The sequence below is a fragment of the Kribbella sp. NPDC056861 genome, assembly GCF_040687575.1.
Classification (GTDB): domain Bacteria; phylum Actinomycetota; class Actinomycetes; order Propionibacteriales; family Kribbellaceae; genus Kribbella.
The window spans coordinates 941,830-957,982 of sequence record NZ_JBFBNQ010000003.1 but is presented as its reverse complement, the minus strand read 5'-3'; the positions used below and the strand labels follow the sequence as shown (position 1 = coordinate 957,982).

13 protein-coding genes are annotated in these 16,153 nt (G+C 68.9%); 5 read left to right on the top strand and 8 right to left on the bottom strand.

Going from position 1 to position 16,153, the window contains the following annotated elements; genetic code table 11:
- Positions 1-512: 512 nt before the first annotated feature.
- Together AB0P21_RS18440 and AB0P21_RS18435 are read right to left on the bottom strand one after the other, a co-directional pair.
- Entirely contained in the window at positions 513-1,835 is a 1,323-nt protein-coding gene (locus AB0P21_RS18440; RefSeq protein ID WP_363698032.1) for an MFS transporter, read from the bottom strand.
- Positions 1,832-2,281 carry a MarR family transcriptional regulator gene (locus AB0P21_RS18435; protein ID WP_363698031.1) on the bottom strand — a complete coding sequence of 150 codons (450 nt, stop codon included), beginning with the start codon at positions 2,279-2,281 and terminating at the stop codon, positions 1,832-1,834. Before AB0P21_RS18435 ends, AB0P21_RS18440 begins: the two co-directional genes overlap by 4 nt.
- A 70-nt stretch (positions 2,282-2,351) precedes the next feature.
- Here AB0P21_RS18435 and AB0P21_RS18430 point away from each other — a divergent pair, with 70 nt between their 5' ends.
- On the top strand, positions 2,352-3,440 hold the full coding sequence (locus AB0P21_RS18430) for a hypothetical protein (protein WP_363698030.1): 1,089 nt from the start codon (positions 2,352-2,354) through the stop codon (positions 3,438-3,440).
- Here the strand turns inward: AB0P21_RS18430 and AB0P21_RS18425 are convergent.
- Positions 3,408-5,492, bottom strand: a complete 2,085-nt coding sequence (locus tag AB0P21_RS18425) for an alpha/beta fold hydrolase (RefSeq protein WP_363698029.1) — start codon at positions 5,490-5,492, stop codon at positions 3,408-3,410. The genes AB0P21_RS18430 and AB0P21_RS18425 overlap by 33 nt on opposite strands.
- Before the next feature lie 64 nt (positions 5,493-5,556).
- The gene (locus AB0P21_RS18420) at positions 5,557-7,029 is read right to left on the bottom strand and encodes an NCS2 family permease (RefSeq protein ID WP_363698027.1); all 1,473 of its coding nucleotides are present in this window, start codon (positions 7,027-7,029) and stop codon (positions 5,557-5,559) included.
- 82 nt (positions 7,030-7,111) lie between these two features.
- On the opposite strand from AB0P21_RS18420, the gene AB0P21_RS18415 reads away from it, so the two are divergent.
- Positions 7,112-7,429 carry a DUF2530 domain-containing protein gene (locus AB0P21_RS18415; protein WP_363698025.1) on the top strand — a complete coding sequence of 106 codons (318 nt, stop codon included), beginning with the start codon at positions 7,112-7,114 and terminating at the stop codon, positions 7,427-7,429.
- 10 nt (positions 7,430-7,439) lie between these two features.
- On the opposite strand, the gene AB0P21_RS18410 is transcribed toward AB0P21_RS18415, so the two are convergent.
- Positions 7,440-8,474, bottom strand: a complete 1,035-nt coding sequence (locus AB0P21_RS18410) for a DUF3027 domain-containing protein (protein ID WP_363698023.1) — start codon at positions 8,472-8,474, stop codon at positions 7,440-7,442.
- Between the two features lie 85 nt (positions 8,475-8,559).
- Between AB0P21_RS18410 and AB0P21_RS18405 the strand changes: the two genes are divergently transcribed.
- The gene (locus tag AB0P21_RS18405) at positions 8,560-10,611 is read left to right on the top strand and encodes an MFS transporter (RefSeq protein ID WP_363698021.1); all 2,052 of its coding nucleotides are present in this window, start codon (positions 8,560-8,562) and stop codon (positions 10,609-10,611) included.
- Here AB0P21_RS18405 and AB0P21_RS18400 read toward each other — a convergent pair.
- Positions 10,589-12,121: an MFS transporter gene (locus tag AB0P21_RS18400; RefSeq protein WP_363698020.1), complete on the bottom strand. Its 1,533-nt coding sequence runs from the start codon at positions 12,119-12,121 to the stop codon at positions 10,589-10,591. The two genes, AB0P21_RS18405 and AB0P21_RS18400, sit on opposite strands and share 23 nt — an antisense overlap.
- 108 nt (positions 12,122-12,229) lie before the next feature.
- Between AB0P21_RS18400 and AB0P21_RS18395 the strand changes: the two genes are divergently transcribed.
- Positions 12,230-12,967: a TetR/AcrR family transcriptional regulator gene (locus tag AB0P21_RS18395; protein ID WP_363698019.1), complete on the top strand. Its 738-nt coding sequence runs from the start codon at positions 12,230-12,232 to the stop codon at positions 12,965-12,967.
- Positions 12,968-13,019: 52 nt separating this feature from the next.
- On the opposite strand, the gene AB0P21_RS18390 is transcribed toward AB0P21_RS18395, so the two are convergent.
- Together AB0P21_RS18390 and larE are read right to left on the bottom strand one after the other, a co-directional pair.
- Positions 13,020-13,403, bottom strand: a complete 384-nt coding sequence (locus AB0P21_RS18390) for a cold-shock protein (protein ID WP_363698017.1) — start codon at positions 13,401-13,403, stop codon at positions 13,020-13,022.
- A gap of 259 nt (positions 13,404-13,662) precedes the next feature.
- Positions 13,663-15,132, bottom strand: a complete 1,470-nt coding sequence (gene larE, locus AB0P21_RS18385) for an ATP-dependent sacrificial sulfur transferase LarE (protein WP_363698016.1) — start codon at positions 15,130-15,132, stop codon at positions 13,663-13,665.
- 89 nt (positions 15,133-15,221) lie between these two features.
- On the opposite strand from larE, the gene AB0P21_RS18380 reads away from it, so the two are divergent.
- Entirely contained in the window at positions 15,222-16,142 is a 921-nt protein-coding gene (locus AB0P21_RS18380) for a TauD/TfdA family dioxygenase (protein ID WP_363698014.1), read from the top strand.
- The last annotated feature ends 11 nt before the right edge of the window (positions 16,143-16,153 follow it).

Here is a 16,153-nt window from a genome sequence, read left to right as displayed (position 1 = left end):
CCATGCCGTAAAGCGCGTAGCTCCAATCTCACCAACCACATCGCCAGACTGGCGGCGAAGCCATCGCCGAGGCACCGCGTAGCCCACACACATCATGATCTCGACCTGATGCGGCTGACACTGTGAAAAGCGGCAGGGAGCCGCGAGTTGGCAGACTCGAGCGCGAGCCCGGTGGGCGCTTGATCGCCATCGCCGAGGTCAGACGAAGCGGCGGTGCCCCGGGGGTGCACAATCGCGCGGGCGGCGGGCGACCCATCAGGCGCCAGCGAGGTGGCGCCCAGCGCCACGAGCCCGGACCGGCGACATGGGGTTGGTCGGCAGCCACGCTGCCCCGCTAACGGGTCGGGGTGGGCACGCCGCTCCGACCCGCAACGCGAGTACGGGTGGGGCGACACCCCGCGCGAAGGCAACACGACTTGGATTCCAACCACCCCGACCCGCCAAGAGGTCGGGGTGGGCACGCCGCTCCAGCCCGCAACGCGAGCACGGGTGGGGCGAAACCCTCGGCGGGGTTAAGCCACGCGAGGCTTGGCCGGCTCTGTCGGGGCGCCGGTCATGGTGGATTTCTCGCCCAGCAGGTCGGTGGTGGGCGAGAGGATGTCCAGCCGGGGACGGGGAAGCAAGTGCGGGCGGATGGCGAGGCCTCGGCGGTGGGAGAAGTACAGCACTGACGCCGTGGTGCCGAGGATCGTCAAACTCCCGCCGACGATCAGTGACCAGCGGGCGCCGAACTCCTGGCCGACCCAGCCGATCAGCGGGGAGCCGATCGGCGTACCGCCCATCAGGACCGTCATGTAGAGAGCCATTACCCGGCCGCGCATGGTGGGCTCGATGCCGAGCTGCATGGTGGCGTTGGCTGAGGTGAGCATGGTGAGGGCGGTGAAGCCGACGAGCGGGAGGACGAGAGCGAAGGTCAGGTACGTCGGCATCAGGCCGCTCACTACGACCATGCCGCCGAAGGCCAGGGCAGCGCCCATCACGAGGCGGCCGCGGGTGCGGACTCGGCGGGCGGCCAGTAGGGCGCCGGCCAGGGAGCCGATGGCCAGGATCGAGCCGAGGATGCCGTACTCGCCTGCGCCCTTGTGGAACTCGCTGACTGCCATCAGGGCCGAGGTCATCTGGAAGTTCAGGCCGAAGCAGCCGGCGAAGAAGACCGTGACCAGGACCATCATCAGGTCGGGGCGGCGCCACAGGTAGCGCATGCCGTCGCGGATCATGCCCTTGTCGCGGGCCGCCACCTTGGGGGTGTGCAGTTCGGCGGAGCGCATCAGGTGCAGGGACAGGATCACCGCGGCGTAGCTGAGGCCGTTGATGATGATCACCGGGCCGGTGCCGATCCAGTGGATCAGCAGGCCGGCCAGGCCGGGGCCGATCAGGCGGGCTGCGTTGAAGGAGGCCGAGTTGAGGCCGACGGCGTTGGACAGTTCGTCCTTGCCGACCATCTCGACCACGAACGCCTGCCGGGTCGGCGCGTCGAACGCGGTGCCGATGCCGAAGACGAAAGCCAGCGCGAAGACGTGCCAGGCCTCGACCAGTCCGGTGACGGTCAGCAGGCCCAGGAACAGGGCGACGGTGCCCATCGCGATCTGGGTGATGGTGAGCACCCGGCGCTTGGGGAAGCGGTCGGCGATCAGGCCGGCGTACGGGGAGATCAGCAGCGCCGGGAGGAACTGCAGGCCGGTGACGATGCCGAGCGCCGTACCGGAGTGGGTCAGCTCGAGGACCAGCCAGTCCTGGGCGACGCGCTGCATCCAGGTGCCGATGTTGGAGATGATCGCGCCGGTGGCGTAGAGCCGGAAGTTGCGGACCTTGAACGCGCGGAAGGTCGGGCTCACGTGGCCGCCAGCCGTTCCAGGACAGGTGCTGCCTTGCGCAGGATGTCGCGCTCCTCAGGGGTCAGTTTCTTCAGTTTCGTCTGCAGCCACTCGTCGCGGCGCCGGCGGTTGGCGTGCAGCAGATCGAGCGCGGCCTGGGTCAGCTCGACCACGATCTGCCGCTTGTCGGTCTCGTGCGGCCGGCGGGCGACCAGGCCGGCCTCCTCCATGTTCGACACGATCCGCGTCATCGACGGCGGCTTGACCTGCTCGTGCGCGGCCAGCTCGCCGATCGTCATCGCGTCGTGTTTGCCGAGCGCACCGAGTACCCCGAGCTGGTTCGCGGTCAGGTCGTGTCCCTCGACGCGCTGGCGGCGGATCTGCCGCGACAACCGCAACGTGGACGACCTCAGGGCGCTGGCCAGCCCGACGTCACTCTTCACCTGCTGGGCTACGACTTCGGGCATATCGTTAGCTTAACTCATTACCTTTGCTAAATAAAGCGGGTTACCAGGCGCCTACGCTAAGGTTCCGCGCATGGGGACACCACCGGAGTTGGCCCGGTACGAGCAGCGGTTCCGGCGCGCGGGGCTGCCGCTGTTCATCGAGGACTTCTCGCCGACGCACGACATCTTCAGCCGGGCGACGCCGCTGCTGGTGCTGGTCTTCATCTTCGAGCTGCTCGGCGCCACCTCGCTGGACTGGAGCTGGCAGCGCAACCTGATCACCGCGCTGGCCGGGCTGGCGATCCTGATCACCGGTTTCGGGCTGCTGAACCGCCTCCGCGGCCGCCGGTTCTGGTCCTTCCCGAACCGCTTCGGTACGCCGGAACTGGCGGTCTTCGTGCTGTTGCCCGCGCTGCTGCCGATCGTCACCGACGGTCAGTGGCACCAGTTCCTCGGCGTTGCCTTCGGCAATCTGCTGCTGGTCGGCGTGGTCTACCTGGTGGTCGGCTACGGCCTGATCGGTACGACGCTGTGGGGCCTGCACCGGCTCGGCACCGAGCTCGCGAACTCGGTCACCAGCCTGATCCGCGCCCTGCCGCTACTGCTGGTGTTCTCCCTCGTACTGTTCGTGAACACCGAGATGTGGCAGGTCTTCGCCGGCATGCCGGTCGCTTTTATCGTCATCTCGGCGATCGCCTTCACCCTGCTCAGCAGCCTGTTCCTGATGCTGCGGCTGCCGAAGGAGATGGACGCGATCGAGCGCGACGCCGGATCCGGGCCGCCGCTGACCCGGATCCAGCGTCTCAACCTGAGCGTCAGCCTGGTGATCCGGCAGTGGATGCAGGTGCTGGTGGTGAGCGCCGGCGTCGGCCTGTTCTTCATCGGCTTCGGGATGCTCGCCATCAGCCAGGGCATCTACGACTCCTGGGGAGTCGAGCCGGGCGCCTGGTCGCACCAGATCGGCTTGATGGATCACCAGTTGCTGATCAGCGCCGCGCTGGTGAAGGTTGCCGTCGGCATCGCCAACTTCACCGGCCTGTACTACTCGATCTCGCTGATGACGGACGCGACGTACCGTACCGACTTCCTCGACAACGTCACCACCGAGCTCCGTGAGTTGTTCACCGCCCGCACCGAGTACCTCGAACTACGCGCCCGGGTGCTCCCCACCGACCAGTAGCGCGGTCTTCAGGAAGTTGAGTTCGTGGTGCAGCAGACCGACGATCGCGGCCTCGTCCCGCACCGCGTGGGTCGCGTTCGACAGCGGCAGCACCTGATGCGGACGGCCCGCGGCGAGCAGGGCGGCCGAGAGGCGCAGGGTGTGGGCGGCGGTCACGTTGTCGTCGGCGAGGCCGTGCACCAGCAGCAGTGGGCGTTCGAGCTTGGCTGCTTCGTTGATGGTTGAGCAGCGGTCGTAGTCCTCGGGGTACTCGTCCGGGTGTCCCAGGAACCGCTCGCGCCAGTGAGTGTCGTATAGGCGTTGCTCGCTGGGCGCTGCTCCGGAGACCGCCGCATGGAAGACATCCGGCCGCCGCAGTACTGCGGTAGTCGCGAGCATGCCGCCGTAGCTCCAGCCGGTGATACCGACCCTGCTCAGGTCGAGATCCGGGCAGTACTCCGCTGCCGCGTGCAGCGCGGTGACCTGGTCCTCCAGCGGCGCCGACATGGTGTCGTGGTGGATCGCCTTGTCCCAGGCCGGCCCGCGGCCGGGCGTACCGCGGCCGTCGGCGATGACGACGGCGAACCCGGCTTCGGCGAACCACTGGGCCTTGTAGAACCAGGGGGCGCTGACCCGCATCACCAGGGACATCGCGGAGCCGCCGTACGGGGCCATCAGGACGGGGAGCTTGGCGGCGCCTGGCTGGTACCAGGACGGGAGTAGCAGGGCTGTGCGGATCTCCAGGTCGCCTGCGCGGAGCCAGGTGATTCGCGGGGCGACGGCCGGGGTGGCGCGGTGGGAGGTGATCAGGTGGTCGGGGCGACCGTCGCGGCGCACTGCGAAGGTTCGGCCGGCCTCGGTGTTGGAGGTGAGCAGGAGGGTGCTGCCGGCGCGGAGACCGTCGTGTGAGCCAGGGCCGTCACTCAACTGCTGGAGGTCTTGGTCGTAGAGCCAAAGGTGACACTCGGTCGGTTCGTCGTTGGCCAGGAAGAGGACCGACTCGCCGGAGACGTCGATGACGTACCGGAGTTGCAGGCCGTCGGGAGTCACCCGCTGGCCGTCGATCGTCAGGTGACGGGTCTCGCCGGCGTCCTCGAAGTAGACGAGCTTGCCGGCAGCAGTGCGCGCCGGAGTACCGGGGACGAGCTCTACCCAGGCAGGGTCGCGCTGCTCGTGCAGCAGCTCCGTCTGGCCGGTGGTGGGGTCGGCTGTGAGTACATGGACGGTCTGCTGGTCGCGGGACTGCACGGTGAGGAGGGGGCCGTGGGAGTCCCAGGTGACGTCCGCGAGGTACTCGTACGCCGTACTGTCCCACTGGAGCTGGGTAGCGGAGCCGGCAAGGTCGAAGGCATGCAGGGAGACGAGCGCGTTGGCTGTGCCTGCCACCGGGTAGGGGATCTCGAGTGGAGGTTTGGCCGGGTTGGCGGGGTCGGAGATCCACCAGCGCTGGACAGGGGTCTGGTCGACGCGGGTGGCGAGCAGGTGGGTGCCGTCCGGGGACCACCAGTGGCCGCGGGTCCGGCCCATCGACTCGGCGGCGACGTGCTCGGCCAGGCCCCAGCTGACCTCCGGGTCGTCGTCAGAGGCAACCAGTTGATCGTTGCCATCAGCAAGATTGATGACGCGGAGCGATCCATCGGTGACGTAGGCGATCCGCGCGCCGCTCGGGTCGAGGCGAGGGTCGACCACCGGTCCTGCGGTGGCCCACTTGCGCGGTTGTGCCGCAGGGTCGACGGCGACTGTCCAGAGGTCGCCGTTGAGCGCGAAGGCGACGGTGCGCAGGGCGGTGTCGGTCGAGAAGGCGACGATGCCGGCCGCGCCTTCGCGGGCTCGTTCGCGGCGGACCGCTTCCGCGGCGGGGATCAGGCCGTCGGGACCGAGGGATTCGGGGGCTACCAGGAGCTGTTCTTCGGTGCCGTCGAGGAGCCACAGGCAGGTGGACGGGTCCTCAGGGCCGCGGGTGCGGAGGAACAGCACGCGCTGACCGTCGGGCGAGAGCGTGAAGGCGCGCGGCACCCCGAGGGTGAAACGGCGGGTCCGGGCCGACTGGGTGGGAAATCCGTTGGTGTCCATAACCGAGAGTCTGGGCGGCCCCGAAGGAGCAACCCAGACACCCACATTCTAGCCCACGGCAGGGTCAGGTCAGCCAGTCGCCGAGCGGGCCGATCGCGAAGTACACCACGAACAGCGCCGAGACGACCCACATCAGCGGGTGGATCTGGCGGGCCTTGCCGCGGACCACCTTGAGCAGCACGTAGGAGACGAACCCGGCGCCGATACCGGCCGAGATCGAGTACGTGAACGGCATCAGGACGATGGTCAGGAAGGCCGGGATGCCCACCTCGAGGTCGTCGAAGTCGATCCCCTTCACCTGCATCATCATCAGGAAGCCGACCAGCACCAGGGCCGGCGTGGCCGCCTCGTACGGCACCAGCGTGACCAGCGGCGCGACCACCATCGAGATCAGGAAGCAGACCCCGGTCACCACGCTGGCCAGTCCGGTCCGGGCGCCTTCGCCGACCCCCGAGGCCGATTCGATGTACGACGTGTTGCTGGACACCGAGGCGGCGCCACCTGCGGCGGCCGCGACGCTGTCGACGATCAGGATGCGCTGCGCGTTGGGCGGGTTGCCGTCCTTGTCCAGCAGACCGGCCTCGGCGCCGATCGCCGTCATGGTGCCCATCGTGTCGAAGAAGTCGGCCAGCATCAGGGTGAAGATCAGCAGCAGCGCGGAGATCACGCCGACCTGCTCGAACGAGCCGAACAGGTTGAACTCGCCGATCGTGTCCAGGTTCGGGGTGCTGAACCACTGGTCCGGCAGCTTCGGCACGCTCAGGCCCCAGCCGCCCGGGTTCTCGGCGGTTCGGCCGCCGACGTCGAAGATCGCCTCGACCACGATCGCGAGCACCGTCGCGGCCAGGATGCCGATCAGGATGGCGCCCTTCACCTTGCGCGCGTACAGCGTGATGATCAGCACCAGGCCGACCACGAAGACCAGCACCGGCCAGCCGCGAAGGTTGCCGCCGACACCGAGTTCGACCGGCGGGCCGGAGGGCGCGGCGGGGCGCCGTACGAAGCCCGCGTCGATGACGCCGATGAACGCGATGAACAGGCCGATGCCGACGCTGATCGCGATCTTGAGCTGCCGGGGCACCGCCTCGAAGACCGCCTTGCGGAAGCCGGTCAGCACCAGGACCAGGATGATGACGCCCTCGATCACCACCAGGCCCATCGCGTCGGCCCAGGTCATCTTGGACGCCACGCTGAACGCGATGAAGGCGTTCAGGCCCAGGCCGGTGGCCAACGCGAGCGGGAAGTTCGCGACCAGGCCCATCAGGATGGTGAGCAGCCCGGCCACCAGTGCGGTCGCCACCGCGACCTTGGCGATCGCCAGGGTGGGGTCGGCGCCACCGCCGACGTACTGGCCGGAGCCGTCCTTGACGGTGCCGATGATCAGCGGGTTCAGCACCACGATGTAGGCCATCGTGAAGAACGTGACCAGACCGCCGCGGACCTCCCGGCCGAGCGTCGATCCGCGTTCGCTGATCTTGAAGAAGGAGTCGAGAGGGCCGGAACCGGGGCGGGCGAGGGCGCCCTGTCGCGAACTCATGACGGCATGGTGTCAGGTGGCGTCGCCCTCTGGCGAGTGAATCGGGAAGGCCGGGGCAGCTGGTTGCTCTAAGGTGGGGATCGTGGGAGATCAGGAGCAGGCACCGGCGTCGAAGAAGCGCAACGACCCGACCAGTCAGCTGGCGCGGGGTGAGATCGTGCACGCCGAGGTGAAGCCGCTCGACCTGTCCGGCATCCCGACGGTGCTGGTCGGGATCGCCGCCTGGGCCGTCGCGTTCGTCGTCGTGCTGATCTTCCGCGGTGAGCTGAAGAAGGACGGCGACGAGTGGTGGTTGTGGGTCACCGTGGCCGGCTTCGGACTCGGCTGGATCGGGCTGCTCTACTGCCGTCGCCGCTGGGCCGCCATTCAGGCGGGCGACCGGCCAGCGACCGAGGACTGAAAGCCAGGACCTAGTAGTTGGCGGAGGCTTCCGCTTCGATCTCGGCCGCGGTGGGCAGCGGGATGTCGAAGATCTCTTCCGCGGTGGTGGCCTGGACCTCGTCGTCCGACGGCGGCTCGGCGGCTGCCTCGACCTCTGCCTGTACTGCGTCGGCCTCTTGCACCTCGGCCTGGACGACATCCTCCACGCGCTCCGAGTCGGCGCCGACGTGCCCGGCCTCGACCTGCCCGGTCTCGACCTGCTCTGTCTTGGCCTGCTCCGTCTTGGCCTCGCCGCGCGGGATCGCCATTTCGTCGTACCCGGTGGTGTCGAAGGCGTGCTCGGTCGACGGGTGGTCGGGCGCCTCGATCACGGCGTCGGAGTGCGCGCCGCAGCCGTAGTCGTAGGACACGATCCGGCCGTCGCCGGGCGCCATCTCGTTGGTGCAGGCGCCGAACGCCTGACCGAGGCTGTCGTTCAGCCGGATCCAGTAGCCGCAGGCGAAGCACTTGTACGGAACGGCTTGCGCGATCGCCGACGCCGGACCGAAGTCACCGGCGTACCAGCGGTCGGCGGCCTCTTCGCGGCCGACCGGTGACAGCACCCGCTCGCGACCGAGGCCGAGCTCGTCGATGACGGCCAGCACCTCGTCGGGCGCGCCGGTGGTGTCGGTGTAACCGGGCTCGAGCCGCGGGTCCTCCGGCAGCGTCGGGAACAGGTCGCCGGGACGCAGGTCGCCCGGCTGGACACGCTCCGACCACGGCACCCACGCGGGGCCGACGATGGCCTCGTCGCCGGGCAGCATCACGACCTCGTTGATCGTGACGGTCTTGGCCCGCGAGGCGCGGGTCAGCGTGACCGCCCAGCGCCAGCCGCGGTACCCGGGGTGGGTCGAGGCGAAGTAGTGCGTGACGAGCCGTTCACCCTCGACGGAATGACCGAGGTATTCACCGACCTGGGCGGCGCCGGCTTCGACGATGGCCGCCTCGCGGGCGGGTTCGATCGCCCCGACACTGATGGCGTCGGACTTGGCGCGGACCGGTTCCGGAGTCTTGACGGGAGTCACAATCGGTCATTCTCGCATGCCCGTCACCACGATTCGAACCGCGTGGAGCCTCCGGTCTGTCCCCCGCACAAGGCAGGATGGTGACATGAACGGTCCCGACCCCGAGAACCACCCGCGCGACGGCGCCGGCGGCAGTCGCGAGCCGGGCCCGGAGCGGCCGCAAGGCCCGGCCGGCGGTCAGCGCGGCGGCGGGCAACACGGCGGCGAGCAGCGGGTCGGCGAGCAGCGCGGCGGCAGTGGGCAACGCGGTACCGGGGAGCGCGCAGGCGGTGGGCAGCGCGGTACCGGGGAGCGACTCGGCAAGGCCGGCAAGAAGGTTGGAGCAGCCGGGAAGAAGGTCGGGCACGCCTCGAAGGTGGGGGCGGCCGGGTTCGCGAGTGTCTCGAAGAAGACGGCCGGCGTGACCGGGCGAGCCGGCAAGGCGACCGGGCGGCGGATCCAGGGGCTGACCGGCGCGCAAGGGGCTCGTGAGTCGGGGCTTTCGCGGTTGATCGAGCTCGGGTTCGTGAACGCGGCAGGTGACACCGCCTTCGCGGTGTCGCTCGCGGGGACGGTGTTCTTCGCAGTACCGAGTTCGCAGGCGCGGGATCGGGTCGCGTTGTTCCTGCTGCTGACGATGGCGCCGTTCGCGTTGATGGCGCCGCTGATCGGTCCGGTGCTCGATCGCTTCCGGCACGGTCGTCGGTGGGCGATCGGCGCGACGCTCGGGCTGCGCGGGTTCCTCGTGTGGAGTCTGGCGGCCTCGATCCACAACAGCTCGGCCTGGTTGTATCCGGCCGCGCTCGGGTGTTTGGTCGCGTCCAAGGCGTACGGCGTGACGCGGGCCTCCGCAGTACCGCGGTTGCTGCCCAAGGAGATCGACCTCGTCACGGCCAACTCGCGGATTTCACTGGCAGGTGTGGCCGGCGCGACCGTCGGCGCGGGGATCGCGGGCGCGTTCGCCGCGATCGGTCCGCAGTGGTCGCTGCGCTGGGCCGCGGTGGTCTACACAGTCGGCCTGATTCTGGCGATCCGGTTGCCATCACGCGTCGACTCCCCCGCCGGCGAAGAGATGACCGGTACTGCGGGGCGCGAGGCCCGGCGCCGCGCGATCACTGCCGCGGTGTCCCGTGGCATCCGGTGCAACCTCGGCCTGCGGTTCGTGTCGGGCTTCCTGACCATGTACTTGGCGTTCCTGCTGCGGGACAAACCGATCAGCGGCATCGACGGCGCACTGGCCGCGGGGGCGGTGATCGCGGCGGCCGGGATCGGGAACAGCCTCGGCACCCTGACCGGATCGTTGCTCAAGGCCCGTAAACCGGAGAAGGTGGTGCTGGTCGTCCTGCTCGCGGACGCGATCGTCGCGGTCGCGGTGGCGGTGTTCTACGGCTTCCCGCTGCTGATCGTGCTCGGCCTGGTCGCAGGCTTGTGCAGTTCGCTGGGCAAGCTGTCGCTGGACGCGATGATCCAGCGCGACGTACCGGAGACCGTGCGGACGTCGGTGTTCGCCCGCTCGGAGACGGTGCTGCAGTTGTCCTGGGTGATCGGCGGCGGGTGCGGCATCCTGCTGCCGCTGATCCCGCGTCTCGGCTTCGGCTTCCTCGCCGCGGTGCTGGCGGTTGCTGTCTTCTTCGTACTGCGCCAGAAGCCGGCGCCGCAGCCGCCCTCGCAGCCGCGGCCTCGTGCTGATGGCTCCGGCGACTCAGGGCCACGTAGTACGACGGTTGTTCCGGCTGAGCACCACGAGACGCGCGCTGTCCATGAGCCTCGGCCGACCGATGAGGCCGGCACCACCCGGCCGGCCCGCGAGCCCGGCACCACGCGCACGATCCTCAGCAGCGAGCCTGAGCCTGAGTCGATCGCCGAGCGGCGTGCCGCGCGGGCCAGCTCCAGTTCCAGCCCGAACCCGCGGGTCAACGAGCCGACCGTCGAACTCCGCCTCGACTCAACCACCGCGCAGCCCACTGACCACGCGCCCCGCACCGGCAATCCCGCTGCTCCCCCGACCACCGGCCGCTGGTGGAGCGGCCAACCCGACGACGACGAAACAGCCGTCGACGAGGCCCCTTGGGCGGGCGAGAAGACCGTCGAGAACCACCCACCCGAACCACCACCGGCCCAGCGCAGGAACCCGTTCAGGCGCCGCTCTCGTCCGTAGCCGTCGTACCGCGAAGCACGAGGGTGACGGCCACCGCAGTGACGGTCAGCAGCACAGCGCCGACCAGCGCTGCGACATTCATGCTGTGACTGAACGAGTGCCGGGTAGCAGCGAGCAGTGCATCCGCTAGCTGAGCCGGGAGCTGCGCGGCGGCCGCAGTAGCGCCGGCCAGGCCTTCGCGGGCTGCCGTGGTTGCAGCAGCGGGCAGGTCCGACGGGAGCTGCAGGTCGCTGCGGTAGGCCGCAGTACCAATGCTCCCCAGTACTGCGATGCCAAGCGCCCCGCCGAACTCGCTGCAGGTCTCCATCAGCGCCGAAGCCGACCCGGCCCGCTCGGGAGCCACCGCCCCGACAACAGCCTCGGTGACCAGCGACATCACCATCACCAGCCCGGCAGCAAGCAGGCCCGCGCCGATCAGCAGTACTGCGAGGCTGCTGTCCACATGCATCTGAGTGAGTACTGCGAAGCCGCCAGCAGCGACTACGAAGCCCAGCCCAAGGACGTACGCACGGTCGAACTTGCGAGCCAACGCAGCCCCAAGCGGTGCAGCCCCGCCGACCACTACCGACGGAACCAGCGACCACAGCGCAGCCTTGAGCGGCCCCATCCCCAGCACCAACTGCAGGTACTGCGTCATGAAGATCGCGTTGCCCACCAGCGCCAGCGTGCCGATCGTGTTGGCCGCCAACGCCCCGCTGAACGCCCGGTTGCGGAACATCGCCAGCTCGATCATCGGGTGCTCAGCGGTCCGCTGCCGGCGAAGGAAGGCGTAACCCACGAGCAGTCCCGCCACGATGCTGACCACCGGCATCGCCTCGACACCGTGCGCGGCCAGCTCCTTGATCCCCCAGATCACCGGCAGCACCGCGGCCAGCGACAACACCGAGCTGAACAGATCGAAGCGGCCATTCACCGCGGTCCTGAACTCCGGCAGCAGCAGCGGCGCGAGGATCAGCAGCAACACCATCGCCGGGGTGTTGATCAGGAACACCGAACCCCACCAGAAGTGCTCGAGCAGCACCCCGCTGAGTACCGGGCCGAGCGAGATACCGCCCAGCATCACCGCGCTCCAGAACGCGATCGCCTTGCCGCGCTGCACCGGGTCGTGGAACAGGTTGCGGATCAGCGCCAGCGTCGACGGCATCAGCGTCGCGCCCCCGATGCCGAGCACCGCGCGGGCCGCGATCAACTGCTCCGGCGTCTGCGCGTACGCCGCGGCCAGCGACGCGAGCCCGAACGCGATCGCCCCGAAGATCAGCAGCCGGCGCCGGCCGATCCGGTCCCCCAGCGAGCCCATCGTGATCAGCAGACCGGCCAGCACGAACCCGTAGATGTCGAAGATCCAGAGCTGCTGGGTGGCGGTCACGCCGAGATCGGCACTGATGTACGGGACCGCGAAGTACAGCACCGAGACGTCCATCGAGACCAGCAGCAGCGGCAGCGCGAGCACGCCGAGAGCGATCCACTCCTTCCGGCCGGCCTTGCCGATGGTGAGCTCCGAGGTGCTCATATCCCCTCCAGATGATCTGTGTACGACACACACTGTGTGTGCCGTACGCAGACCATAACCGCCAACTGTCTATGATGTAAACAGATCAGCTTCGTGGAGGGATGACAGATGACCGCGGAAGACCTGCCGAGGGTGCTGCAGCAGCTCTGGGGCCTGGAGGGCCCGGCCCGGCCGGGCCCGAAGCCGACGTTCCAGCTCAGCGACATCGGCGCGGCCGCGATCAAGCTCGCCGACACCGACGGCCTCGGCGCGGTCTCGATGAGCAAGGTGGCCGCCGCGCTCGGCTTCACCACCATGTCGCTCTACCGGTACGTCGACTCCAAGGACGAGCTGTACGTCGTGATGCTGGAGCAGGCGTTCGGGCAGCCGGTCCCGGTCGAGCCGGGGACGACCTGGCGGGAACGGATCACCGCCTGGGCCGTCGCCTTCCGGGACGCGATCCGGCGGCACCCGTGGGTGCTCCAGGTGCCGATCACAGAGCCGCCGCTGTCACCGATGCAGCTGGAGTGGATGGAGCACGGGCTGCGCGCGTTCGAGGACACCGGGCTGAGCGCGGCCGACAGCCTGTCGGCGATGATCCTGGTGAACATCTACGTCCGCGGCGCCGGTGCGCTGAGCGTCGGCATGACTCCGGACGCACCGGAGTACTCCGAGGCCAACCGGCTCTACGTGCAGCGGCTGGCGATGCTCGCAGACCCGGACCGCTACCCCACGATCGCGACCAACCTGCAGAGCAGGCCGGCCGCGGACTTCGACGTCGACTACGACGCCGACGACTTCTTCTTCGGCCTCGACACCACGCTGGACGGCATCGAGGCGCTGATCGCCCGCCGGACCACGAGGTAGCCGGCGGGCGTCGTACGGGGCCACCGACCGATCGGGTCGTGGCCGGGTGGGGTCAGTAGTCGAGCTTGTCGGCGACGCCTCGCAGTACGGTGGCGGCGCCGCGGGCGGCCTTGTTGTCGGGGTGGCGGCCGCGGCGGTAGCCCTCGCCGAGGTTGTCGAGGAGCTTGATCAGGTCCTCGATCACCAGCGCCATGTCCTCCGGCTTCGGCCGCATCGCCTTGGCCACCGACGGCGGCGGGTCGATCAGCCGGACCTGCAGCGCCTGCTCGCCCTTGCGGCCCTCGACGACGCCGAACTCGACCTTCTGCCCCGGCTTCAGATTGGCCACCCCGGCCGGTAGCGCCTCCGCACGAACATAGACGTCCCCGCCCTCCTCTTTGCTGAGGAAGCCGAACCCCTTCTCGGAGTCATACCACTTGACCTTGCCAACAGGCACGGGAACCTCTTCGGTGTTATTCGACGGAACAGGACGGAGTTCGGGCCGGGACAGGCTGCCCGGACCGATTACCCAGCGTACGTGACCCGGGAGTCCTACGCCCCTGGAAACTATCTGATGAGGCAACGATTCCGCACCCATCGGTCTCGTATTCCGCGGTGTCCGGGGTGGCGGAGGGGGTAGGGGTAGTGGTCGGGGATCGGTCTCGTATTCCGCTCCACTCGGGGTAGCGGGAGGGGTTAGGGGTGGTGGTCGAAGCTCAGCGGTAGTGGTCGGGGTTTGCCAGGCGCTCGTTCATCGAGCCGGAGCGGAAGCCCCGGGCGTCCACCGCGGCAGCAGCGAAGCCTTCGGCGCGGACCAGCTCGACCAGCGCCGCGTTGTCGACCGTGCCGAGCAGCGCGGCGTCGATCTCGATGCTCGCCGACTCCCCCAGATCGCGGACCCGGACGTTCTGCACGCCGTACGGCGCGAGGTGCTGGCGGACCGCCTGCTCGGCGCGGTCGACCCGGGCGAGCAAATTCGGCGTGATCCGGATCCCGTAGGCGATCCGGCTGGACAGACAGGCGGCGGCCGGCTTGTCGGAGGTCTCCAGACCCCAGCTGCGCGACGCCTCCCGGATCTGCGCCTTGGTCAGCCGCGCGTCGCGTAGCGGAGTGATCGCGCCGCGCTCGAAGGCCGCCTTGATGCCCGGCCGGAAGCCGGCGATCGCGTCGTCCGCGTTCGTCCCGGTCGCGATCGCCGTGATGCCGAACTCGTCCGCGATCGGCTGCAGCGTCTCGACCAGCTCGGCCTTGCAGAAGTAGCAGCGGTCACCGGCATTGGCCTGGTACCCCTCGCGGTCCATCTCGTGCGTGTGCGGCGTGACATGGCGTACGCCGATGCTGTCGGCGAAGCGAGCAGCCGGCTCCAGCTCAGCCACCGGCAGGCTCGGGCTGACGGCAGTGGCGGCTACTACGTTCGCCGGGCCGATGGCACGCGCCGCAGCAGCCAGCAGGAAGGCAGAGTCGGCACCGCCGCTGAAGGCGACTACCAGGCTCTCGTAGCCGCTCAGCCGCTCCATGAGCGCTTCGAGCCGCTGCTCGAGCACATAGGCGTCCAGCCAGGCCGGGAACTCGGTCATGTCGTTCAGTACGACGTCTGCTCCGTAGGCACGCAGCTCGTCCGCAGCGAACGGCCCGGTCGCCACCGACACCGCCACTGCTCCAGCAGCGCGCGCACCGTCAATGTCTGCCGTGTGGTCGCCGACATAGATCGTCGCCGCGTGCTCCCGCAGCGCAATGCCCTTGTCGGCGCCGTGCAGGTCACCGACAGGCTCGTCGACGTCCAGACCGAGGTGCTGCAGGTGCAGCTCGACACTCGGCTTGTACTTCGCCGACACCACCACAGTGCGCCCCCGCAGCGCCCGTACTGCGGCCAGCGAGTCCTCGACACCCGGCAGCGGCAGACTGCCGGTGATCGCGTACTCCGGGTAGTGGTGGCGGTAGCGGGCGACTATCTCGTCGACCCGGTCGGCCGGGAACCAGTTGGCCACCTCCCAGGCGAGCGGCGGGCCGAGCCGGCTCACCGCGAGCTCCGAGTCGATCGCCACGCCGGTCTCGGCGGCGATCAGGTCCCAGACCGCCTTGATCCCCGGCCGGGAGTCGATCAGCGTCATGTCCAGGTCGAACCCGACAACCAGCTCCGGCACATCGGTGGTCAGGGAGCTGGGCTGGATTTCGGCGGTTGACACGTCCCCAACCTTACTTTGCCCGCTCCGGCCCCGGGTCTCGCATCCCGAAACGCCGGGTAAGTCCAGTAAATCAGTTGGAATATAGATCTATGACCACACACCTCGAAGCACCCACGATCACCGTCACCAAGGCCGGCGGCGCGATCGGCGCCGTGATCGGCAACGTCGCGCTCGGCGGCGACCTGGCTCCGCAGACCGTCGCCGCGATCCGGCAGGCGCTGCTCGACCACAAAGTGATCTTCTTCCGCGACCAGCAGCACCTGGACGACGCCGGCCAGTTCGCCTTCGCCAAGCTGCTCGGCACCCCGACCCTCGCGCACCCGACGTCGACGGGTCTCGACGGCAACGAGCACGTGCTGCCAATCGACTCCGACTACGGCAAGGCGAACAGCTGGCACACCGACGTCACGTTCGTCGACCGGATCCCAGCGATCAGCCTGCTGCGCGCGGTCACGCTGCCGTCGTACGGCGGAGCGACCACTTGGGCCAACACCGTCAGGGCGTACGCGAAGCTGCCCGTGCCGCTGCAGGCGCTGGTCGACAAGCTGTGGGCGGTGCACAGCAACGTCTACGACTACGTGGGCGCGGCGGACGAAGTACGGGTCGGCGGTGTCGATGTGAAGGTCGAGGAGCATCGCAAGCAGTTCGTCTCGAAGCTGTTCGAGACCGAGCACCCGGTTGTCCGCGTGCACCCGGAGACCGGTGAGCGGTCGTTGGTGCTCGGGCATTTCGTACGCCGCTTCGTCGGCTTCAACTCGGCCGAGACGACTGCGTTGTTCCAGCTGCTGCAGAACCGGGTGACGAACCTCGACAACACCGTCCGCTGGCAGTGGCAGCCGGGCGACCTGGCGATCTGGGACAACCGCGCGACCCAGCACTACGGCGTCGCCGACTACGACGACCAACCGCGCCGGCTGCACCGGATCACGCTGGCCGGCGACGTCCCGGTGAGCGTCGACGGCGTCCGCAGTACGCCGAGAACGGGCGACGCCAGCCACTTCTCAGCTTGACGTTAACTGCT

Excerpts from the sequence above, each read along its gene's own strand:
- AB0P21_RS18405 (WP_363698021.1), top strand. The coding sequence starts at position 8,560 with ATGAACGGTCCCGACCCCGAGAACCACCCGCGCGACGGCGCCGGCGGC.
- AB0P21_RS18425 (WP_363698029.1), bottom strand. The coding sequence starts at position 5,492 with ATGGACACCAACGGATTTCCCACCCAGTCGGCCCGGACCCGCCGTTTC.
- AB0P21_RS18400 (WP_363698020.1), bottom strand. The coding sequence starts at position 12,121 with ATGAGCACCTCGGAGCTCACCATCGGCAAGGCCGGCCGGAAGGAGTGG.
- AB0P21_RS18420 (WP_363698027.1), bottom strand. The coding sequence starts at position 7,029 with ATGAGTTCGCGACAGGGCGCCCTCGCCCGCCCCGGTTCCGGCCCTCTC.
- AB0P21_RS18380 (WP_363698014.1), top strand. The coding sequence starts at position 15,222 with ATGACCACACACCTCGAAGCACCCACGATCACCGTCACCAAGGCCGGC.
- AB0P21_RS18395 (WP_363698019.1), top strand. The coding sequence starts at position 12,230 with ATGACCGCGGAAGACCTGCCGAGGGTGCTGCAGCAGCTCTGGGGCCTG.
- AB0P21_RS18435 (WP_363698031.1), bottom strand. The coding sequence starts at position 2,281 with ATGCCCGAAGTCGTAGCCCAGCAGGTGAAGAGTGACGTCGGGCTGGCC.
- AB0P21_RS18430 (WP_363698030.1), top strand. The coding sequence starts at position 2,352 with ATGGGGACACCACCGGAGTTGGCCCGGTACGAGCAGCGGTTCCGGCGC.